The 23,045-nt window shown below is 40.6% G+C and carries 17 protein-coding genes; 3 read left to right on the top strand and 14 right to left on the bottom strand.

Annotation, left to right across the window (positions count from 1 at the left end):
• Positions 1-101 precede the first annotated feature (101 nt).
• From JMM81_RS06340 to JMM81_RS06305, 8 genes are all read right to left on the bottom strand, one after another.
• Positions 102-311, bottom strand: a complete 210-nt coding sequence (locus tag JMM81_RS06340; protein WP_256240697.1) for a hypothetical protein — start codon at positions 309-311, stop codon at positions 102-104.
• Positions 312-958: 647 nt separating this feature from the next.
• Positions 959-4,213, bottom strand: coding sequence for a fused isobutyryl-CoA mutase/GTPase IcmF (gene icmF, locus JMM81_RS06335; RefSeq protein WP_256240696.1), 3,255 nt, complete (start codon positions 4,211-4,213; stop codon positions 959-961).
• On the bottom strand, positions 4,191-4,859 hold the full coding sequence (locus tag JMM81_RS06330; RefSeq protein WP_256240695.1) for a TetR/AcrR family transcriptional regulator: 669 nt from the start codon (positions 4,857-4,859) through the stop codon (positions 4,191-4,193). The genes icmF and JMM81_RS06330 overlap by 23 nt, the downstream gene beginning before the upstream one ends.
• A gap of 203 nt (positions 4,860-5,062) precedes the next feature.
• Positions 5,063-6,196 carry an acyl-CoA dehydrogenase gene (locus tag JMM81_RS06325; protein ID WP_256240693.1) on the bottom strand — a complete coding sequence of 378 codons (1,134 nt, stop codon included), beginning with the start codon at positions 6,194-6,196 and terminating at the stop codon, positions 5,063-5,065.
• 160 nt (positions 6,197-6,356) lie between these two features.
• Complete coding sequence (locus tag JMM81_RS06320; RefSeq protein ID WP_256240692.1) at positions 6,357-7,487, bottom strand: acyl-CoA dehydrogenase; 1,131 nt, start codon at positions 7,485-7,487, stop codon at positions 6,357-6,359.
• 110 nt (positions 7,488-7,597) lie between these two features.
• On the bottom strand, positions 7,598-8,443 hold the full coding sequence (locus JMM81_RS06315) for a 3-hydroxybutyryl-CoA dehydrogenase (RefSeq protein ID WP_305367738.1): 846 nt from the start codon (positions 8,441-8,443) through the stop codon (positions 7,598-7,600).
• A 141-nt stretch (positions 8,444-8,584) separates the two neighbouring features.
• Positions 8,585-9,769, bottom strand: a complete 1,185-nt coding sequence (locus JMM81_RS06310) for an acetyl-CoA C-acetyltransferase (protein ID WP_256240690.1) — start codon at positions 9,767-9,769, stop codon at positions 8,585-8,587.
• 468 nt (positions 9,770-10,237) lie between these two features.
• The gene (locus JMM81_RS06305) at positions 10,238-12,349 is read right to left on the bottom strand and encodes a (Fe-S)-binding protein (protein WP_256240689.1); all 2,112 of its coding nucleotides are present in this window, start codon (positions 12,347-12,349) and stop codon (positions 10,238-10,240) included.
• 219 nt (positions 12,350-12,568) lie between these two features.
• On the opposite strand from JMM81_RS06305, the gene cls reads away from it, so the two are divergent.
• Positions 12,569-13,771, top strand: a complete 1,203-nt coding sequence (gene cls / locus JMM81_RS06300; RefSeq protein ID WP_305367728.1) for a cardiolipin synthase — start codon at positions 12,569-12,571, stop codon at positions 13,769-13,771.
• 215 nt (positions 13,772-13,986) lie between these two features.
• Positions 13,987-14,979, top strand: coding sequence for a UV DNA damage repair endonuclease UvsE (uvsE, locus tag JMM81_RS06295; protein ID WP_256240688.1), 993 nt, complete (start codon positions 13,987-13,989; stop codon positions 14,977-14,979).
• Positions 14,980-15,016: 37 nt separating this feature from the next.
• Here the strand turns inward: uvsE and argS are convergent, their stop codons facing one another.
• The 4 genes from argS to speE form a co-directional block, all read right to left on the bottom strand.
• Positions 15,017-16,687: an arginine--tRNA ligase gene (gene argS / locus JMM81_RS06290; RefSeq protein WP_256240687.1), complete on the bottom strand. Its 1,671-nt coding sequence runs from the start codon at positions 16,685-16,687 to the stop codon at positions 15,017-15,019.
• Positions 16,684-17,133: a YwiB family protein gene (locus tag JMM81_RS06285; protein ID WP_256240686.1), complete on the bottom strand. Its 450-nt coding sequence runs from the start codon at positions 17,131-17,133 to the stop codon at positions 16,684-16,686. Before JMM81_RS06285 ends, argS begins: the two co-directional genes overlap by 4 nt.
• Before the next feature lie 138 nt (positions 17,134-17,271).
• Positions 17,272-18,144 carry an agmatinase gene (gene speB, locus JMM81_RS06280; protein WP_256240685.1) on the bottom strand — a complete coding sequence of 291 codons (873 nt, stop codon included), beginning with the start codon at positions 18,142-18,144 and terminating at the stop codon, positions 17,272-17,274.
• Between the two features lie 134 nt (positions 18,145-18,278).
• Positions 18,279-19,106 (bottom strand): spermidine synthase, encoded by an 828-nt coding sequence (gene speE / locus JMM81_RS06275; protein ID WP_305367726.1) that lies wholly within the window; start codon positions 19,104-19,106, stop codon positions 18,279-18,281.
• 234 nt (positions 19,107-19,340) lie between these two features.
• Here speE and JMM81_RS06270 point away from each other — a divergent pair, with 234 nt between their 5' ends.
• Positions 19,341-21,425 carry a transglycosylase domain-containing protein gene (locus JMM81_RS06270; RefSeq protein ID WP_256240684.1) on the top strand — a complete coding sequence of 695 codons (2,085 nt, stop codon included), beginning with the start codon at positions 19,341-19,343 and terminating at the stop codon, positions 21,423-21,425.
• A gap of 238 nt (positions 21,426-21,663) precedes the next feature.
• Here the strand turns inward: JMM81_RS06270 and JMM81_RS06265 are convergent, their stop codons facing one another.
• Positions 21,664-22,173 (bottom strand): YwhD family protein, encoded by a 510-nt coding sequence (locus tag JMM81_RS06265; protein ID WP_256240683.1) that lies wholly within the window; start codon positions 22,171-22,173, stop codon positions 21,664-21,666.
• A 29-nt stretch (positions 22,174-22,202) separates the two neighbouring features.
• Positions 22,203-22,859, bottom strand: coding sequence for a site-2 protease family protein (locus JMM81_RS06260; RefSeq protein WP_256240682.1), 657 nt, complete (start codon positions 22,857-22,859; stop codon positions 22,203-22,205).
• Between the last annotated feature and the right edge of the window lie 186 nt (positions 22,860-23,045).

Here is a 23,045-nt window from a genome sequence, read left to right as displayed (position 1 = left end):
ATGGTAAGTATTGGTCAATCTCAAATTACGTATTCTCCATTATAAACAAATTTTCGGGGTTTATGCTAGCTCTAGCTGTAGAATCTAGTATATTTTCACGCTTATTTCCTTAGTCCCTCTATTTTTTTCCTGGCTAGTTGCTTTCTTTCTTTAGCATCCCGTTCAGATTTTTTTGATAATTCCTTTTTGGCTAGTTTAAAAAAATAAAAAGATAATAAAAAGAATGGAATAGCTCCGAGCTGCCATTTATATAGATAATATGAAATAGCCAATGCTCCCGCCCAAATGAGTAAAGATAATAACGGTTTCAAGCCTCTCACATCCTGAATACAAATTATGGATCGCTGTGTTAATGATATCTTCGTTATCGTTCTTACAGACTATTATTGATTCAAATAAAAGTAAACCCGTATATCCTGTAAATCATTTTTCAGCGATCATCAGAACGAAAATAGTAAAGATCAAATTCGCCCCGCCGAATTTGCGCCCGGATTTTTATCACGCTTCAGAAAGCCACATCCTGTGGCTTTCGCCTGACTAGGACGTCCTGTCCGTCGTCGAGCTCGCTCGATAAATGACCTTTAAAAATCCGAGGCATCCGCCGGAGGCTTAACTTCATTCAGCTGGGGTTTGAACCCCCACTGAATCAGAGAGCTTTTTGCATTCATCCCCCACTTACAGAAGTGGAGGACTTCTGTACCTGTCGCAAGCTTTCGGTACAAAAAGCATTTGCTGAATGAAGTTACATTCATCCTGCCCCATTCTAGAGTATTCTAAAAAGATTATACTATTATTATGTAAATTTGTTGTAACAAATCCAATAAGTTTCTTATTATGACAAAAAATTGCAAGGAAAGTGCCCTGCCCAATGGACAAGGCTGTTTCTGGTGACCCGTTTTTCCGTGTTCCATCATTTTCAGGCATGATCATTCCGCTAAAGGTCGTTCAGCATACCAACTTACATATTTCTTCTATATTGGCCTCCTACTTCATACAAAGCACGGGTGATTTGGCCGAGACTCGCTACTTTAACCGTTTCCATTAGCTCCCTAAAAATATTGCCTCCATTTATCGCTGTTTCTTTTAACCGATTCAAAGCCTCCTCTACCCTATCTTTATTCCGAGCCTGAAAGCTTCTTAAGTTTCGAATTTGCGTCTCCTTCTCTTCCTTTGAAGCCCGAGCCAATTCCATCTGATCCAATTGGGCTCCCGCTTTCGAATTCGGATTCGTATACATATTCACGCCAACAATCGGCAGTTCCCCCATATGCTTCAATGTTTCATAATACATAGACTCATCTTGAATTTTGGCACGCTGATACTGACTTTCCATCGCCCCGAGAACACCGCCCCGATCATCGAGTCGTTCAAACTCCTGCAACACCGCTTCCTCCACTAAGTCTGTCAATTCCTCCACAATAAAAGAACCTTGAAGCGGATTTTCATTTTTCGTCAAACCATGTTCCTTCGTAATAATCATTTGAATGGCCATCGCCCGACGAACTGACTCTTCCGTTGGTGTTGTAATCGCCTCATCGTATGCATTCGTATGCAGGGAATTACAATTATCCTGCAAGGCCATCAAAGCCTGTAACGTTGTTCGAATATCATTGAAATCGATTTCTTGTGCATGCAGGGAACGTCCCGATGTTTGAATATGATATTTCAGCTTTTGACTCCGCTCGTTCGCCCCATATTTCTCACGCATCACGATGGCCCAAATCCGCCGAGCCACCCTTCCGATCACCGTATATTCTGGATCCAATCCATTTGAAAAAAAGAAAGATAAATTCGGCGCAAAATCATTAATAGGCATCCCTCTACTTAAATAATACTCCACATACGTAAATCCATTGGCCAATGTAAAAGCAAGCTGGGAAATCGGGTTTGCACCTGCTTCCGCAATATGATAACCCGAAATCGAAACCGAATAATAATGACGAACACAATGGTCCATAAAATATTGCTGAATATCCCCCATCATCCGTAAGGCGAACTCAGTCGAGAAAATACACGTATTCTGACCTTGATCTTCCTTTAAAATATCAGCCTGAACCGTCCCTCTCACCATTTGCAACGTCACAGCCTTTACTTCAGCCATTTCTTTTTCCTTTAAAAGCCGGCCTAGCTCCACTTCTTTCTTTTTCACTTGCTGGTCAATTGCCGTATTCATAAACATCGCCAAAATAATTGGTGCCGGCCCGTTAATCGTCATCGATACAGAGGTTAAAGGATGACATAAATCAAAACCATCATATAACTTTTTCATATCATCTAACGAACAAATACTAACGCCACTTTCACCGACCTTCCCATAAATATCTGGGCGCTCATCTGGATCTTCTCCATACAGTGTTACAGAATCAAAGGCCGTACTCAGGCGCTTTGCTGCGTCATCCTTTGATAAATAATGAAAACGGCGATTTGTTCTTTCTGGCGTTCCTTCACCAGCAAATTGACGTTTCGGATCTTCTCCTTCTCGTTTAAAAGGAAAAACACCAGCCGTATAAGGAAAATATCCTGGGATATTTTCACGATAGACCCAACGGATAATTTCTCCATAATCCTTGTATTTGGGCATCATCACCTTTGGAATCAAAAGCCCTGATAAACTCTTTGTTTTTAAAACAGTGACGATTTCTTTATCACGAATCCTTGTGATAAACTCTTCACCCTCATACCGTTCTTTCATCTTTTCCCATTCATTCAAAATCCGCACCGATTCAGGGGATAACTTCTCCACCGTCTTCTGCTTGACCCTTTCAAGTTCTGCAATTACTTCATCTGAAGCCGCCCGCTCTTTAACGGCCTGAATCGCTCCTTCAAGCTGAAAGAGCTTCCGGGCGATAGCCACTTGTTCATCTGCTCTACGATGGTAATTACGCACCGTTTCTGCCACCTCACGCAAATAATACCGCTGATCATTGGGAATGATGACATTTTGTTTCTCCACTTTCCCCACTGTTGAAAAAGAAGTACGCCAATCCAACCCCATTTTTTGATTAATCGTTTGAACGAGAGCAGCAAATAAAGCATTTGTCCCACTATCATTAAATTGACTGGCAATCGTTCCGTACACGGGCATCTCTTCCAAGCTTTTTTCAAACAGCATATGGCTCCGTTGATACTGCTTTTGAACTTGATGCAAAGCATCCTCTGAGCCCTTTCGCTCAAATTTATTGATGACAATTAAATCGGCATAATCAATCATATCAATCTTCTCGAGCTGGGAAGGCGCACCATATTCACTTGTCATCACGTACATGGATATATCACATATATCCGTAATAGCCGCGTCTCCTTGGCCAATTCCACTTGTCTCAATCACAATGAGATCAAACTGAGCGGCTTTCACCACAGAGATGGCATCTTGAATCGCTAAAGATAATTCCGATTTGGACCCTCTTGTCGCTAGACTTCGCATATATACTTGCGGCGAAAAGATCGCATTCATTCGAATCCGATCTCCTAAGAGTGCTCCACCTGTTTTTTGTTTTGTTGGATCAACGGCTAGCACAGCTACCTTTTTTTTCGGAAATCCGTGAATAAAACGACGAATCAGTTCATCTGTTAAAGAACTCTTCCCCGCACCACCTGTTCCAGTGATCCCTAAAATAGGAACGTCTTTTTCTAATGCTTTTATTTTTTCAAAAACAGAATCAAGCCGTAATTCTCCATGTATATGTTGCTCGGCAAGGGAAATCATCTGAGCAATGGATTTAATCTGTCCAGATGCTAGTTTCTTGATTTGCTGTTCGAAGTGCCCAGTCACAAGAGGGAGATCACATTCCTTTAGCATGAGATTAATCATTCCTTGCAGACCGTCACGCCGACCATCTTCAGGTGAAAAAATTCGTGCTACGCCATACTCGTGAAGCTCCTTTATTTCACGCGGGACGATAACACCGCCACCACCTCCATAAATCCGGATGTCGGTAGCACCCTTTTCTTTTAGTAAATCAACCATATATTTAAAATACTCTACATGCCCACCCTGGTAGGAAGATACAGCGATTCCTTGGACATCTTCCTGGATCGCTGCACTGACCACCTCTTCAACCGATCGATTATGCCCTAGGTGAATGACCTCTGCCCCACTGGCTTGCAAAATTCGCCGCATGATATTGATAGAAGCATCATGACCATCATACAAGCTTGATGCTGTCACAAAACGAATATGATTCTTTGGTCTATAGAGCTTTTGTTTGCTCATTAGGACCCTCCTCTATTTTCTTTACCCCCTTAGCACCCTCTATTAAAAACTCTGTTTGTAGTTCAATATATTCTTCAAGCGTATACATTTTTTTCAAGGCCCAGCGACGAAATGCCCACATCTGGCCCTGCACATAAATATTATGGGACATCATTTTGATTTGATTGTCCGATAATATTAATTCTTTATTTTCAACACAGCCTTCAATCATTTGTGTAAATAAGTTCACCATCTCTAACTCTTTTCCCAATACATAGGGAAGAGCATCTTTTGTTAAAGATTTTACCTCCTGATACATCACGAGAACCTCGTTTTGCATATCATCTATGACCCGAAAATAGTCAGATATCCCTTTTCTGAGCGCTTCAAGGGTTGCTTGTTGTGTATTCAGAATTTGTTGTAGCCGCTCCCTTACTTGATCATAGATTCGATCACAAACAAGGTAGAGAACATCTTCTTTTGTGCGAATATATTCGTACAGCGTCCCAATACTGAAGCCAGCCGCCCGCGCAATTTCCCTTGTTGTTGTTCGATGAAATCCTTTTTCGATAAAAAGTGCTACTGCCCCATTAATCATCTGGTCACGCCGTTTTTGTACGAGGCGTTCATCTTTTACTGATGCATGTATCTCACGTTTTTTTTCCATTATTGTATCTACCGCCTATCAGAGTCATAATTAAAGATCAGAAAGAATATGCTGTTAAAATCAGAAAACGGTCTAACTTCAGGTACTGTTAGCTATTTGATGTACAGCGTGTCTAATTGCGTGGAAGATAAATGAAGATGTGTGGGCCTGCCCTGACAATTCTAGTCTGTACTTCTCTTTAGCCCCTGCCATACATACATTTCTTATAGCATTCGCGAAATAACCAATCGCTGGATTTCCTGTGTACCTTCATAAATTTGGGTGATTTTCGCATCACGCATAAATCGTTCAACTGGGTAATGCTTTGTATACCCGTAGCCGCCAAATACTTGAACGGCTTCTGTTGTCACTTTCATTGCGGTATCACCAGCAAACAGCTTAGACATAGCGGATTCCTTCCCATAAGGTAAGCCAACAGATTCCCGCCATGCGGCTTGATAGGTGAGTAATCTTGCTGCTTCTACACTTGTCGCCATATCTGCAAGCTTAAAAGCAATGCCTTGTTGTTGTGCGATCGGCTTTCCAAATTGTTGACGCTGTTTTGCATAATCAACAGCCGCATCTAAAGCACCTTGTGCAATTCCGACTGCCTGAGCTGCAATCCCGTTCCTTCCCCCGTCTAACGTCATCATAGCTATTGTGAAACCTTGACCCACTTCACCGAGAACATTCTCCTTTGGCACTTTGCATTCTGTGAAAATAATTTCTGTTGTCGGGGATGAACGAATACCTAGCTTCTTTTCCTTTTTACCAACAGTAAAACCGGGAAAATCTTTTTCCACAATAAAAGCTGTCGTTCCCTTATGCTTGTTAGCTGAATCTGTTAAAGCAAAAGCAATATAAAGATCAGCAACTCCACCATTTGTAATAAAAACCTTTGAGCCATTTAAAACATAATGATTCTCTTCAAGTCGAGCGGTTGTTCTCATGGCCCCTGCATCTGACCCGCTTCCAGATTCAGTGAGAGCATAAGCACCGATTTTTTCTCCTAAGGCCATCGGTTTTAAATACTTTTGCTTTTGCTCTTCGTTGCCAAATTTATAGATCGGCCACCCTGCAAGTGAGGTGTGTGCCGATAATGTGACACCTGTTGAGGCACAAACACGAGATAATTCTTCAACCACTAGACAATACGCTACATAATCACTAGCAATCCCGCCATATGCCTCAGGCCATGGAATACCCGTTAAGCCCAATTCTGCCATTTTATCAAAGATCGCACGATCAAACCGTTCTTCTTCATCACGCTGGGCAGCTGTTGGTGCTACTTCGTTTTCGGCAAAGTCCCGTACCATTTTTTGAATCATCCTATGTTCATCCGATAATTTAAACATCATCCTCATTACCCCTTTTTCGAATATCCTTGTACTCGATTGAATAGGATGGCTAATGTATCATTTATCTTTAGTAGCTCAATGCTTTGAGGGCGGCCTCACTGTATCGACTTCTCATTTTGAATTGTTTTCTTCTATCTATTATTTCTACCATCCCACTAGTTTAAAGATTCTTATGGATTACAATCCGTTGAATTTCACTTGTACCTTCATATATTTCTGTTATTTTGGCGTCACGGAAAAAGCGTTCGACTGGGTAGTCCTCTGTATAGCCATAGCCCCCAAATACTTGAATGGCCTCTGTTGCTACTTCGACTGCTGTTTTCGAAGCATACAGTTTAGCGATTGAAGCTTCATTTCTACAAGGCAATCCTCGCTGTTTCAAATCCGCTGCACGATAAACTAACAGTTTGGCTGCTTCTACACTTGTCGCCATGTCTGCTAGTTTAAAAGCAATACCTTGTTGTGAGAGGATTGATTTTCCAAATTGTTGACGCCCTTTTGCATAAGCTACGGCCGCTTCGAGGGCGGCCTCAGCGATTCCGAGTGCTTGTGCAGCAATCCCGATCCGGCCAAATTCTAGATTAGCTAGGGCAATCTTAAAGCCTTCTCCTTCATTTCCTAGGAGATTGTCTAAGGGAATTTTCATCTTTTCAAAATGGAGTTGTAATGTTCTTGAGCCATGGAGACCCATTTTATGTTCGTCTTTCCCAAAAATTAAGCCCGGGGTATTCTTTTCGACAATGAAAGCGGAAATCCCTCTGTTGCCAAGCAACGGATCTGTTACGGCAAAAACAATATAGATATCTGCTTCTCCGCCATTTGTGATAAATAGCTTGGAACCGTTTATTACATAGTGGTTATCCTTTTTTACGGCTTTTGTTTTTATATTGCTTGCATCAGATCCTGCCCCTTCCTCCGTCAGGCAGAAAGCTCCTAAGTACTGACCTGTTGCAAGTTTGGGGATATACTTTTTCTTTTGTTCTTCTGTCCCGTAATAAAGGATCGGATTGGTTCCGACAGATGTGTGGACAGATAGGATGACACCGATTGTTGCACTCACTTTCGAAAGTTCATAAATGGCGATAATATAGGAGGTAAAGTCCATTTCTGAGCCACCATATTTTTCAGGAACAGGGATCCCCATCAATCCGAGGTTCCCCATTTTCCCCAGAATCTCTTTTGGAAATTCCCCTTGTTCCATTCGGTTAATAAATGGTTGGACTTCCTTTCTTGCAAAATCAATGACCAATTTTCTCATCATTTCCTGTTCTTTTGTAAAATGCAGGTTCATAGGATCCCTACTTTCTACTTTCAACTGATGACTTTTCTTTTATCCAGTTACACCGCCTGCCCTCTCGAGGTCTTAAGCTTGTCGGGGCTGACCAAGGTGGTGCCGCTTTTTTAGTTATATTCATAAAATCCTCGGCCGGTTTTTTTGCCGAGCCAGCCTGCTTTGACATATTTTCTGAGTAGCGGACATGGTCGGTATTTATCCTCGCCCAGTCCTTGGTGGAGCGTTTCCATGATATATAAACAAGTATCAAGCCCAATGAAATCAGCGAGGGTTAACGGCCCCATCGGGTGATTCATCCCCAGTTTCATCACCTCATCAATTGCCTCTTTGCCGGCAACCCCTTCGTACAATGTAAAAATCGCTTCATTGATCATCGGTAACAAGATTCGATTCGAGACAAAACCAGGAAAATCATTCACTTCCACCGGTACCTTGCCTAAAGTTTTCGTGACGGCTTCAACCGTTTCGTACACAGCATCAGCAGTGGCTAAACCACGAATAATCTCAACTAATTTCATGACAGGGACTGGATTCATAAAATGCATACCAATGACTTTTTCTGGTCGCTTTGTCGCAGCGGCAATTTCTGTTATCGGTAAGGATGAAGTATTACTGGCAAGAATCGTATGTTGCGGAGTGATTTCGTCTAACTGGCGAAAAATCTCTGTTTTGATTTCCATCTTCTCCACCGCTGCCTCAATCACCAAATCTACTTCTTTCGCATCTGATAAATCGGTAGAAACTGAAATACAGGATAGAATGTTTTCCATTTCCTCTTCTGTTATTCTTTGTTTGCTAACTTGACGAGAGAGGTTATTCCTAATCCTATTCTTCCCTCGTTCTGTCCATTCTGCTTTTAGATCATTTAATACAACATAGTATCCAGCTTGGGCACATACTTGGGCAATTCCTAAACCCATTTGCCCTGCTCCAACAACCATTATTTTCTCCATTTTCACGAAACACCTCCAACTTCTGCTTTTATTCTTTTTCTTTATATTGAGCCTAGAAACACCTCTGACTTGATTTTCTTAATCATCGTTCGTAGACGTCTCTACGCCGAATAGCTGGACAAATCTAGTAGACTTTCACACTCATCCCTCCACTTCAATCATAATCGCGTCTCCTTGCCCTCCACCGCTACAGATGGCGGCAATTCCAATACCTCCACCTCGCCGCTTTAATTCATGCATGAGCGTGATAATAATTCTGGCCCCACTTGCCCCAATCGGATGACCGAGGGCGACCGCACCGCCATTCACATTCACTTTCTCCTCATCTAACCCCGCTACTTCAATACTGGCTAAAGAAACAGCGGAAAAGGCTTCATTAATTTCGAACAAATCGATTTCTGCCAATGTCTTTCCCGTTTTCTTTAAAAGCTCTTTTATCACAAGTCCCGGTGTTAGCGGAAAATCCTTCGCTGCAACAGCTAAAGCTGCATGGCCAAGGATCATCGCTTCGGGCTTTCTATTTTCTTTTTTCGCTCGAGTTGCACTCATTAATACTAACGCTCCAGCACCATCATTCACACCTGGCGCATTACCAGCCGTAATCGTCCCTTCATTCCCGAAAACAGGCGTTAAACGAGCCAGCTTTTCAATCGTTGTATCCCTTCGTGGTGATTCATCATCTCGAACAACAAGTGGGTATCCTTTTCGCTGTGGAACCGCTACAGGAACCATTTCATCAGAAAAAACACCTGATTGGGTGGCTGCTAGGGCACGTTTATGGCTTCTCAAGGCCCATCTATCCTGTGCTTGGCGACTAATATTCATTTCTTCTGCCGTATCGTTTCCATAAAAGCCCATATGAACACCCGTAAAACTACAGGTTAATCCATCGTAGACCATTAAATCCGTCAGAGAGCCATCTCCCATCCGCAACCCTGAGCGTGCGTTAAAGATGAAATAGGGTGCGTTACTCATGGATTCCATTCCACCTGCGACAATCAGGCTTTCATCACCAGAACGAATAATCTGATCTCCTAACGTCACACTTCGTAAGCCTGATGCACAAACCTTATTAATCGTTTCTGTCTTAATATCCCATGGTAATCCCGCTTTTCGCGCAGCCTGTCTGGAGGGAATTTGCCCTTGCCCACCTTGTAGAACGGTTCCGACTATAACTTCCCCTACATCGCAAGGAGCAATATTCGCACGTTTTATAGCCTCTTTTATCGCGATAGCCCCAAGATCTGATGCTGAAAGACTACTTAATGTTCCACCAAATTTTCCAAAAGGTGTTCGAACCCCGCTCAAAATCACCGTTTTATTCATAAGAATCATTACCTCTCTTTATCCTAGGAATGTAAGTTTTGATCAGATTCCGAAGAAAAAATCAGCCTATTAGATGAATGAATACAGCAGAAATAACGAACGAACGCTCACTCACTGTTCAATAAGGAAATGAGGCAAGAGAACCCATTCATCTATATACAAGTCCCGGATGTCCTTTGTTTTTATCCTTACGATCCTTCCAATGAAATGATTCTTATATCGATAAGATCCAGACCCCATTGTAAGCGTTTGCTTTATTCTATTTTACTATAAAAATAGAATAATAGACATAATATTTCTAAATATTCTTATAACTTAATTTTCCATTCCTACATATTTATCCTTATAACGTAAAGGGGCTATCTTATAAGGTAACGAACATCCACAAAACCACCACGATCTAGGTACTAGATATTGTTTTGTAGTGTCCGATACCTTACCTTTAGGATCACCCATTCAATCAGTCCATTAGGATTCCACTTCCTCTTTCCTACCAAAAACAGCTTTTTCCAATAGTTCTGCGACATCATACGTTTGAACATTTTCTTCTACTTCTTTTGCCTTCGTTCCATCAGAAAGCATCGTTAAACAATAAGGACATCCTGAACTAATGACAGATGGACGAACGGCCAATGCTTGTTCCGTTCGAGCCACATTAATGCGCTGGCCTGTTTCTTCCTCCATCCACATTAAACCCCCACCCGCACCACAACACATTCCCGTCTCTCGATTTCGCTCCATCTCCACAAGGGTTACACCCGGAATGGATATTAAAATTTCACGGGGTGCATCATACACCTCGTTGTAGCGACCTAAATAGCAGGAATCGTGAAACGTAATCTTTTCATTCACAGCATGCTGTGGTTTTAACCTGCCGTCCTTGACGAGTTGAGCCAATAATTCAGTATGGTGATATACGCTAGCTTGTAAACCGAAATCAGGATATTCATTTTTAAACGTATTATACGCATGCGGATCAATCGTAATGATTTTTTCCACATCATATTTTTCAAACTGAGCTATATTTTTTGTCGCAAGCTCTTGGAATAAAAATTCATTTCCAAGCCTTCTCACTGTATCACCCGAGTTTTTCTCGTTATTCCCAAGAATCGCGAATTTTACACCTGCTTCATTTAATAATTTGGAGAATGATAAAGCGATTTTCTGGCTTCGATTATCAAATGATCCCATGGCACCAACCCAGAAGAGATATTCGAACTCTTCACCCTCTTTGGCTAGCTCTTTAACGGTCGGAACATATACGTCTTCTCTAGCCTTACGCCAGTTCTCTCTTTCTTTCCGATTTAATCCCCACGGATTTCCTTGGCGTTCAATACTGGTCATCGCTCTTTGTGCATCTGAATCTAATTTCCCTTCTGTTAAAACAAGATAACGGCGAAGATCAATAATTTTATCCACATGCTCATTCATAACCGGACATTGGTCTTCACAGTTTCGGCATGTCGTACAAGCCCAAATTTCTTCTTCTGTAATGACATCACCGATCAAACTTTTGTTATCTATAAGATCTGTAGCAGCTTCTCCCGCTCCCTGGCTTGCTGATGCTAAAGCCATTCTGTTCCCTTCTGTATGTGCGAAGACAAAAGTGGGTACCCATGGCTGCTTAGACGTGACGGCTGCCCCGTGGTTTGTCAGATGATCCCGCATTTTCACAATCAAGTCCATCGGTGATAGCCTTTTTCCTGTTCCTGTTGCTGGACACATATGGGTACAGCGTCCACATTCCACACAAGCATATAAATCAACCAATTGATGCTGGGTAAATTCTTCAATTTTCCCCACACCAAAGGTTTCCTGACTTTCATCTTCAAAATCAATCTTGGTTAACTTCCCAGGCTTTTCTAACCGATTCAAATAAACATTGATAGGTCCAGCAATTAAATGGGCATGTTTAGATTGTGGCACATAGACTAGGAAAGTAAGGAGGATGAGTAAATGAATCCACCAAGAAACATAGAAAGCAACCATTGCAGCGATTTCACCTATCCAAGAGAAAATAAGCGCTATTCCCGAGGCAATAGGCTCTGTCCAGGTTGCTTCATGGCCATGCCAAATGATGTTCATTCCATTTCCAAGCAATACGGATAACATCAGCCCACCAATAAAAATAAGGACAAGCCCTGCTTTAACATTTCTTTTTAACCGTACAAGTTTTTCAATATAACGGCGGTAAAAGGCACCAAAAACAGCTATTAAAATAAGAAGGGTAACGATTTCTTGAAAAAAAGTAAATCCCGGATAAAACGACCCTAATGGCAAATGGGCACCAGGTTTGATTCCCTTTATAATAAAATCAATTGCCCCGAACTGAACAAGGATAAATCCATAGAAAAAAAGTATATGGATGATTCCACTCTTTTTATCCTTTAGTAGTTTTTTTTGTCCAAATACATTGACCCAAATCTTGTTGAGTCTCTCCTTTACGTTATGATCGAATTCCACCTTTTTGCCAAGTTTAATATAGGAGATCCTCGTCTTGATTAAATAAACAAACAAACTAACAGCGTAAGCGGTTACAACTAGAAACGCTATAAAGTTTATCCATAAAATATTATTCATTCATATGTCCTCTCCCCCTTTTTTTATCCATATTATCTATTTTTATTTAATATGCTAAATATTCTCATTACTATATAGTTCTATCACATATCAAGGGGTCAATCAGTTATTGAACTACTAAATGATAAATTTATTTTCTTGCTCGAGAAAACATAGGAAAAGCTTCTAGAGAACATACTATTAAAAAGTTATGTCAATGCTCGAGGGAGGCAACTATTTTTGGAAATAATCTCAACGATCTTCGTCCTTTTCGTTTTATTCATCTTGTTATTATTTGTGGACTATTCCCTTGGCAGAAAAACACATCTAAAAAGTTTAAAGCGTAAATCCTATTCTTTTCGTAGTAGTAATATAGAAGTGTTCACGACAGGTCCAGAATTATTTACTGACTTTTTTGCTGAGCTTAGAGAGGCTAAAAAGCATATCCATATTTTATTTTATATTGTAAAAGATGATCGAATTAGCACAGACTTCCTATCGATCCTAAAAGAGAAAGCAAAAGAGGGTGTCGAGGTACGCCTTCTGCTTGATTGGCTAGGCAGCCTAAAAGTTAAAAAGCATATCATCCGTCAGCTTGAAAACAATGGGGTTGATTTTGCTTTTTGCAAAGTTCCAAAACCTCCTTTTTTCTTTTATTCTTCTCAAGTACGGAATCATCGTAAGATTACCGTAATAGATGGAAAAGTTGGTTATCTTGGCGGATTTAATATGGGCAAGGAATACATTAATTTAGAGCCTAAGTTAAGTCCTTGGCGTGACTACCACCTGAAAATTCAAGGTGAGGGCGTTCAAGATTTACAGCAGGTGTTTTTGCAGGATTGGCACGAAGCAGAGCAAGTGGATTTAACCCATAATAGCATTTATTTCCCACCCCTTTTGAAGGGACAATATCGCCACCAGCTTATTCCTTATGAAGGTTTTTATCTTGAGGAAACCTTTTCTGCCTTAATTAGAAATGCCGAGCATTCGATTATGATCGGGACCCCTTACTTTATTCCAGCAAAAAGGGTATTCCTTGATTTACAGTCTGCTTTAAAAAGGGGTGTAATCTTAGAGATTCTTATTCCTTTTACGTCAGATCATGCGCTTGTAAAAGAAGCGTCTTACAAGTATTTACGGAAGTTGTTGAAATTGGGTGCAACCGTTTATCAATATAAAAAGGGGTTTTATCATGCGAAGACCCTTTTAATTGATGATAAAGTCTGTGATGTAGGGACAGCTAATTTCGATAAGAGGAGTTTTTTTTTAAATCATGAAATGAATTGCTATACGTATGATAAACAGTATATTGAACATGTTCGAAGTATAGTGCAAAACGATCAAAAGGATGCCACAGAGGTGACCTTAAAAGATCTTCGGAGCCTGAACCCATGGATTTATTGTAAAGAAATCATTTCCGGGGCCATCTCGATGTTTTTGTAGCTTGCAATAATTCATGATCGGTGCCTGACACCATGAAAAGGCCTTTCTCCTTTTTGTCATGCTAAGCAGCAAAATTTCGTTGAACAAAAATCGGCTGAATGTCTAAAGAGGTTGGCAGTAGAACCCATGGATAGTTTTGAACTACCCACCACTTAATTTCTGACGAAATTTGAAGTGGGAGTCTTCTCGCTTAAAATGATAAAGGAGTCATAACCATGAAGATTCGATTTGGCTATGTGTCCCAGTCTATGAGTTTGTGGGATGCATCTCCTTCTAAGACAATCACGTATACTCGCTATAAGGAATTAAGTTCGTCTGACAGAAAAGAAAAGCTACTAGCTGTTACGGCTGCCAATCTTGATCATACAGAAAGGATGCTCCACTATAATATTGCTCACCAAATTGAATTGTACCGTTTTTCTAGCTCGTTAGTTCCGCTTGCGACCCACCCAGAGATTCGTTGGGATTTCCTTTCCCCTTTCCAGGATAAATGGCGGGAAATAGGGGGGCTAGTCAAGAAACATCGGTTACGAGTTAGTTTTCATCCCAATCAATTTACCTTGTTTACTTCTCCGCGTGAGAAAGTGACAAAAAATGCAGTGATCGATATGGACTACCACTTTCAAATGCTAGAAGCAATGGGCCTTGAAAAAGAGAGTTTGATTAATATTCATATTGGTGGGTCTTATGGGGATAAAGAAAGTGCCCTTGGGCGATTTCGGGTTAATTTAAAAACTCTGCCAAGCAAAATCAAAGCGATCATGACACTTGAGAATGACGATAAGACCTATACAGCCCATGAGACACTTCGCATATGTCAGAAGGAAGGGATTCCGCTTGTGTTTGATTATCATCACCACATGGCAAATCAGGGAGAGGATGAGGCGTCATTAGAGGCTCTACTGCCCGAGATTTTTAACACATGGGAAGCAAGGGACGTTATCCCGAAAATCCATATTTCAGCACCTAAATCATCATCCGCCTTTCGCTCACATGCCGATTATGTTGATCTTGAATTTATCAAGCCGTTACTTGACATTCTCCGTTCGATTAATCAGGACGTAGATTTTATGATTGAAGCCAAACGGAAGGATTATGCAGCATTGAAACTGGTTGAAGATATAAGCCGAATTCGAGGCGTCAAACGAATCAGTGGAGCTTCCATTGAATGGTGCCAGGCACCATCCAGAATTAGGGAAACCAAATAAAAATAGAGGCTTCCACAAATCGGAAGCCTCTTCTCTATTACATTTTTTCTGGTGCAGATACGCCGATTAAGGCTAGAGCATTTTTCAATGTTGTTTGTACAGCCTTTATAAGGGCAAGGCGAGCAGTTGTTTTCTCTACCTGCTCCAAGTCAAGAACCTTTTCCGCATTATAAAAACTATGGAAAACAGACGCCAATTCAAAAATATAATTCGTAATTCGATGAGGCATTCTTTTCTGTGCCGCTTCCCCAACTGCTTCTGGGAATTCACCAAGCTTTTTCAAGACATCGATTTCCTTTTCTGATTGGATGACAGAGAAGTCACCTTGCGCAGCTGCTGCTAAATTCTGCTCCTCAGCTTGGCGCAAAATACTAGAAATCCTTGCATGTGCATATTGAGCATAATACACTGGATTTTCGTTCGATTGTGACACAGCCAGATCAAGATCAAAATCCAAATGAGTATCCGCACTTCTCATCGCAAAGAAATAACGTGTTGCATCAAGTCCTACTTCTTCGACAAGATCTCTCATTGTGACCGCTTTTCCTGTCCGTTTACTCATCTTCATTTTCTCGCCATTTTTATACAAGTGAACAAGCTGAATAATTTCAACTTCAAGTGTATCAGCATTGTTACCTAATGCTTGAATCGCTGCTTTCATACGTGGGATATAGCCATGATGATCAGCACCCCATACGTTGATCAACTTCTCAAACCCACGTTCAAGCTTGTCCCGATGGTACGCAATATCAGGCGTCAAATACGTATAAGAACCGTCCTGCTTAATGAGCACACGATCTTTATCATCGCCAAACTCTGTTGAGCGGAACCATGTTGCTCCATCCTGTTCATAAATATAGCCATTATCGCGTAAGTTTTGTAACGCCGCATCAATTTTTCCATTATGGTAAAGAGAGGTTTCTGAATACCAGACATCAAATGACACACGGAAATCCTCTAAGTCTTGCTTCAATTTCGCCATTTCATATTTCATCCCGTATTCACGGAATTGATCAAAACGCTCTTTTTCATCCATTTCAACAAATTTATCGCCGAATTCTTCAGCTAGTTTCTTTCCAATCCCGATAATGTCCTCACCATGGTAGCCGGATTCTGGCATCGACTTGTCCATGCCAAGGGCTTGGAAATAACGAGCTTCTACAGAAAGGGCAAGGTTATTGATTTGATTTCCAGCATCATTAATATAGTATTCGCGCGAAACATCATAACCCGCTTTTGCTAGAACATTACAGAGGGAATCACCGACAGCCGCGCCACGAGCATGACCTAGATGCAAGTCTCCTGTTGGATTGGCTGAAACAAACTCGACTTGGACTTTCTCTTGATTGCCAATACTTGTTTCTCCGTATTGATCACCAGCATCTAAAATAGCTGGAATTAAATCCGTTAAATAGCTGTTATTCATGTAAAAATTAATAAAGCCAGGTCCAGCGATTTCAATTTTTTCAATTGATGCCTTTGAGTTGTCAAAATGAGCCACTAATTCCTCGGCAATCATTCTTGGTGCCTTTTTTGCCACTCGGGCTAGTTGCATCGCCATATTGGTTGAATAATCCCCGTTTACTTTATCCTTTGGAATTTCTAAAACGACATCGGGAATTTGTTCTTCCGTCGCCAAATTAGCTTTGATAACGGCCGCAGCAATTTCTTGCTTTAGTTTACTTTTTACTTGCTCGACTATGTTCATTTTCCATCCTCCTCGAAAGTAATCAATAAATGATATGTACCTGCGTGTGATCCTTGCATCTTTAAATCGTACAAGAGATCGATCTCGCCTTTTCTAAATTCTTCATCAAACCTATGGCTGATTCTCGTTGTTAAAGTTTTCATCTCTAGAACCCCATACGGACTATCATACCTGCCTCTAAGAGATTTATTTTTATAAAAAGGAAGTCGCATATTAACGGCTCCATTTCGTAAAATAGACCCTTCCTGACCAGATATTTTGACAACAGTTTTAATCGCACCTTCCTCCATATGTTCCTCATAGCGAAGAAAGATGGAGTTTGTTTTTTTATAATATTGACCAAATGTAGTGAGCTCGTACGTCTCTTTTTCTTGACCGTTTCGAATCGTTGTATTTACTGTTATTTTAACAGGCATTTGTTCCGTTGGGTAGCCAGTCAACGGCACACACCCCTTTTCTTTGTATATAACCTATTAATTATAAATTTTTTATCCTCTTGTTTCAAGTTGACAAATGATTGGTGCCTGACACCACAAAAAGACAAATGTCTTTTTGTGGTGTCAGGCACCGTTTTTTTATCTATTTCATTTTACAAATCCGAGCAACATTTCACGCAGTAGCTTGCTTGCTGTGTTTGCCGTTTGTTCGGAATGATCATAAACAGGTGCCACCTCAACAAGGTCAGCGCCTACTACTTTCACATCTGAGCGAGAAATTTCATGAATCGATGCCAAAAGCTCTCTTGATGTAATGCCTCCCGCATCCACTGTACCTGTACCAGGTGCATGTGCAGGATCTAGTACATCAATGTCAATCGTTACATAGACAGGACGTCCAGCTAGTTTCGGTAGCACTTCTTGAAGTGGTTTATGCACATCAAATTTATAAATTTGCAGTCCGACTTCTTTCGCCCATTCGAATTCTTCTTTCATTCCAGAACGAATTCCAAAAGAAAAAATATTTTGTGGTCCGATTAAGCCTGCTGCTTTTCTGATCGGTGTGGAGTGGGATAACGGCTCACCCTCATAATCTTCTCGTAAATCAGTATGAGCGTCCATATGAATAATAGCGAGATCTGGGTATTTTTTATACATGGCTTTGATTACCGGCCATGATACTAAATGTTCTCCACCCATTCCTAACGGGAATTTATCTTCAGCAAGTAGCCCATCAACATAGTCTTCAATGAGATGGATGCTTTTTTCTGGGTTCCCAAATGGAAGTGGAATATCTCCAGCATCAAAATATTTCACTTCATCTAATTCTCTATCTAAATAGGGGCTATATTCTTCAAGCCCAATAGACACTTCACGAATACGTGATGGACCGAAGCGTGATCCTGGTCGATAGCTAACCGTCCAATCCATTGGCATTCCATAAATCACGACTTGGCTTTCGTCATACACTGGATGGCTTTTGATAAATACATTCCCTGAGTAGGCCTCATCAAAACGCATAAGTATTCCTCCTTTTTGACTTACTTGGTACCGACTATCGCTTTATAGTGACCACTATCATCATTTTCTACTAAGTTTGGGCACTATTCATTCACCAAAAGTCAATTCTAATCATTAATCCTATGGCACAAGATTTATTCTACTAAATCTTGTACAAACTTAGGTAGTACAAAAGCTGCTTTATGAAGTTCTTTCGTGTAATATTTTGTTTCGATCTCATGGAAACGACCTTCGCTCACTTCCAATGGATCATATTTTTTCGAGCCTAATGTAAACGCCCATAGGCCACTTGGATATGTTGGAATATTAGCTGTATATAAACGAGTGATTGGAAAGATTTCTTTTACATCCTTCTGAACGCTACGAATTAAGTCCGCTTTAAACCACGGGTTGTCCGATTGAGCAACAAAAATCCCGTCTTCTTTTAATGCTTTTGAAATCCCCGCATAAAACCCTTTTGTAAAAAGATTCACGGCTGGTCCAACTGGTTCTGTTGAATCGACCATAATCACGTCATATTCATTTTCACTTTCAGCGATATGCATAAAGCCATCGTCCACTTTCACGTCAACTCGTGCATCATCAAGCATTCCAGCAATTTCTGGTAAGTATTTCTTTGAATACTCAATCACTTTTCCGTCAATATCCACTAATGTTGCTTTTTTGACACTAGGATGTTTGAGGATTTCACGAATGACTCCACCATCTCCACCACCAACAACCAATACATTCTCTGGATTCGGATGGGTAAACAATGGGATATGTGCGACCATTTCATGGTACACAAACTCATCTCTGACAGATGTCATAACCATATCATCTAATAACAGCATATTTCCCCATTCTTCTGTTTCCACCATATCAAGCTTTTGAAATTCTGTTTGTTCTGTATGTAATGTACGATTTACTTTCATCGTGATCCCAAAATTTTCTGTTTGCTTTTCTGTAAACCAAATGCTCATCACATTCATCCTTTCATCCTGAATGAAAAGCAGGTGCCTGACACCGCTATTCCCATCCGCCTTTTATCTATATTTTTATATTGCCCTTCTCATTAAAAAGCAAACACGGAAAAAGTATAGTAGAATCCAGTCTAAATGAAAAGAAAAATTTACTGTTTACTCCAAAAAATGTTTAAAATCCTGTTTATATTTCAATACTGATGATATATGTGTATATATTAGGGGGTGACACTTATGGAAATTATGACAGATCAACGATTTCGTAAAACGATGAAATATATTCGAGCCTTCCTTTTTCTTAGTCTTTTTACTGCCATTATTATGCTTTTATTTTTCATAGGAATCATCACATATGCCAAAATACTAGGACCTCCCCCACTTGCCGTTCCGCAGTCTACACTTTACTATGCGAATGATGGAAGTGTCATCGGTGAAAGTCATAATGGGCAAAAACGCTATTGGGTAAATTTAGATCAGATTAACCCTTATTTGGTTGATGCCACACTCTCCATTGAGGATCAGAACTTTTATGAGCATAACGGCTTTGATTATAAAAGAATCGCTGGAGCTGCCTTAGCCGACTTAAGAGCAATGGCGAAAGTTCAAGGTGCCAGTACGATTAGCCAACAATATGCTCGAAATTTATTTCTCGAACACGACAAAACATGGAAACGTAAATTGTCTGAAGCCTTTTATACGATTCGTCTCGAAATGAATTATACAAAAGAAGAAATTATCGAAGGGTATTTAAATACGATCTATTACGGCTATGGTGCCTATGGAGTACAAGCCGCTAGCCAATTTTACTTTGGAAAAGATGCGGTAGATTTAACGCTCGCAGAAGCTTCTATGTTAGCGGGGATTCCGAAAGGGCCAAGTATCTACTCTCCACTCGCTTCCCTTGAAAAAGCAGAGCAGCGTCAGAAGGTTATTTTAACATCCATGAAAGAAAACGGGGTAATTAACGATCAAGAAGCAAAAGCAGCTGAACAACAGCCACTCACCATCGTGGGAGAACATCCGCATACGAAGCTAGTAAACGCGCCTTATTTTCAAGATGCGGTTATACAAGAGTTAAAAACGAAGCTACAGCTTGATGAAAGAACAATTGAGCTTGGCGGATTAAAAGTGTTTACCACCCTTGATCTTGATCAACAAAAGGTTGCGGAAGAAACGATTGCCACACAAATATCAGAGGACTCTGATATCCAAATCGGCTTTATCGCCATGGACCCGAAGAATGGGTATGTAAAAGCGCTTGTCGGGGGAAGGGATTATACAGAAAGTTCCTTTAATCGAGCCATTCAAGCAGTACGCCAACCTGGTTCAACGATCAAACCACTGCTCTATTATGCAGCATTTGAAAATGGCTTTACGCCCGCCTCAAGGATGCGAAGCGAACAGACTACCTTCCGCTTTGATGATAACCGACCGGACTATACACCGAAAAATTTTAATAGTCAGTATGCAGAAGACGATATTACAATGGCTCAAGCACTTGCCGTATCAGATAATATATTTGCTGTTAAAACGCATCTTTTTCTCGGTGAAGAGACATTAGTCGAAACAGCCAAACGGTTTGGCATCACGACTAGTATGCAGAAGGTTCCTTCTCTCGCCCTTGGAACAGCTGGCGTTCGAGTTATTGAAATGGCAAATGCCTATAGTCTGTTTGCCAATGGAGGGAAACAGGTTACGCCGATCATGATCAAACGAGTTGAAAACCAAAAAGGTGAAGTCATTTATGAGAAAAAAGCAGATCCAGAGGTTATTCTACGTCCTGATTTAGCCTTTGTTATGTCTCAAATGATGACGGGTATGTTTGATAAAAAGTTAAATGGCTATGCAAGCGTCACAGGTAGTGCCATCATTAATCAGATGACCCGAACCTATGCCGGAAAGTCAGGCTCGACTAATTCTGATAGCTGGATGATCGGCTTTTCACCTGAGCTTGTCTCAGCTGTTTGGACCGGCTATGATGATGGTCAACCGATTGAGCTTACGAGAGATAAGAGGTACGCCAAAAACATTTGGGTACAGTTTATGGAAAAAGCATTGGATGGAACAACCGCTAAATCGTTTAAAGCACCAAAAGGTACGGTCGGTGTCTACGTCGACCCTCATAATGGACATCTTGCGACTGAGGACTGTCCGGTAAAGAGATTTACTTATTTCGCAGCTGGAACGGAGCCAACGGAATATTGTACAGATCATGTATCTGAGCACGAAGATCCATCTCACGAGAAGAAAGATCCTTCTCCTGATAAAAAAGAAAAACAATCGGTTCCTTGGTACAAAAAAATTCTCCCGTGGACCTAATGAAAAAGTCGCATGTGAAATCTTTTTAAGATTCCTCATAGGCGACTTTTTTATAAAAGCCTACTCTTTCTTTTTAAAAAGTAGCGGTTTAATTGGAGGAAAAAGTTAAAATACAGATATATACCGAAAAAGTACGGATATCTTTTATACGAAAAAAATGACGTGGCTTCCAGGCACACGTCATTTTTCTATATTATTTTGTTGTTTTATCCTTAAAAAACGTAACCTTTCGACCGTTTTACGCTTGTAAACCATCTTTCAATTTCTGTTCCGATCGTTCCCACATGCCTGCATCATGATTTTTCAGAAATTCTTGTAGGATCCCTTTTGATTTGTCATCCATATGATCGACGATAATATGGCGCTTAATCGACTTATCCATCCGGTTCACATGCTCTGGCAACGACTTATAACCCCTTCTGATTTCACGATCCACCATCATTTCACAAGCTGTCACACCTGCATAATATGGACCACTCTCAGCGCGGTCAATCGTCACCCAAACAAGCCAATGGAGCTTCGCATTCGGGACTTCCTCTTTTGTTTTTAAAAATTTAATCCCCTTCTCCACACTACTCCTCGCGTGCATCGCCCCTACATCAATCGCCGCATCACCTTCCTCGACATCAATAATTACAGGCGATACATTGTCGAGACTTAAAGCACCTTTTCCAAAGCCTTTATGTCCATCCATTGGATCATTTTTGATAATATTAAATTCAAGTTTCTTCTTCTTTTTTTCTCCCATCTTTAAAATCTCCTTTCATTCACATTCTATTAGAAAAACCAACCATAGAAAAATTCATTTAATCCCGATACCAACCATGGTAACACAGTATTGAAAATTGGCTGAATCGTATATTGATCAAGTGGAGTAATGACTAAAATTAGAAAAGTGAGCATTCCATACGATTCATATTGTTTCATGCGTGGTCGCCAATCTCTTGGAACGAGATCCTCTACAATTCGGTAGCCATCAAGAGGTGGCATCGGAAGCAGATTAAAAATAAATAACACCGCATTTAATTGAATAAAGATATCGAGAAAATCCGGGATAAACATCGGCAAACTCACAGCTAACCCAGTCGCTACCAGTGCATACCAAAGTATAAAAGCAAGACAAGCCATCACCAAATTGCTGAGTGGCCCAGCAAACGACACTGTTACCCCGGCCACCCTTGGCTTTTTAAAGAAAAAACGATTGACAGGTACAGGACGTGCCCAACCAAATCCGGCAATAAAAATCAAGATTGTCCCAAGCGGATCTAAATGCTGCATCGGATTTAAGGTAAGTCTGCCTTGATTTTTAGCTGTATCATCGCCAAACTTCCACGCGGTAAACGCATGAGCAAACTCATGGACAGAAAACGCAATAATAAGTGTGATCGCCACATAAGGGATTTTTTCCAACGGATATGCCAAAAATTGTTCCAACCACTCGAGCTCCTTTTTTATCTCTTTGATTTAAAATTATACATCATTACTGTGCTTATGTGAAAAATGAAGCTATAGGTATTCCTTTTCGCTTGCATCTTAAAAATAAATAGGGAAAAATAAGAAGACAATAGGTAATTGACATATGATTACTTACTCAATAATTCCCATCCAAAACCAAACTAC

Source organism: Bacillus sp. V3B, from assembly GCF_024494465.1.
In the GTDB taxonomy this organism is placed as follows: domain Bacteria; phylum Bacillota; class Bacilli; order Bacillales; family Cytobacillaceae; genus Bacillus_BD.
The sequence above is the reverse complement of the archived record's forward strand: the minus strand, read 5'-3'. Positions and strand labels throughout refer to the sequence as shown.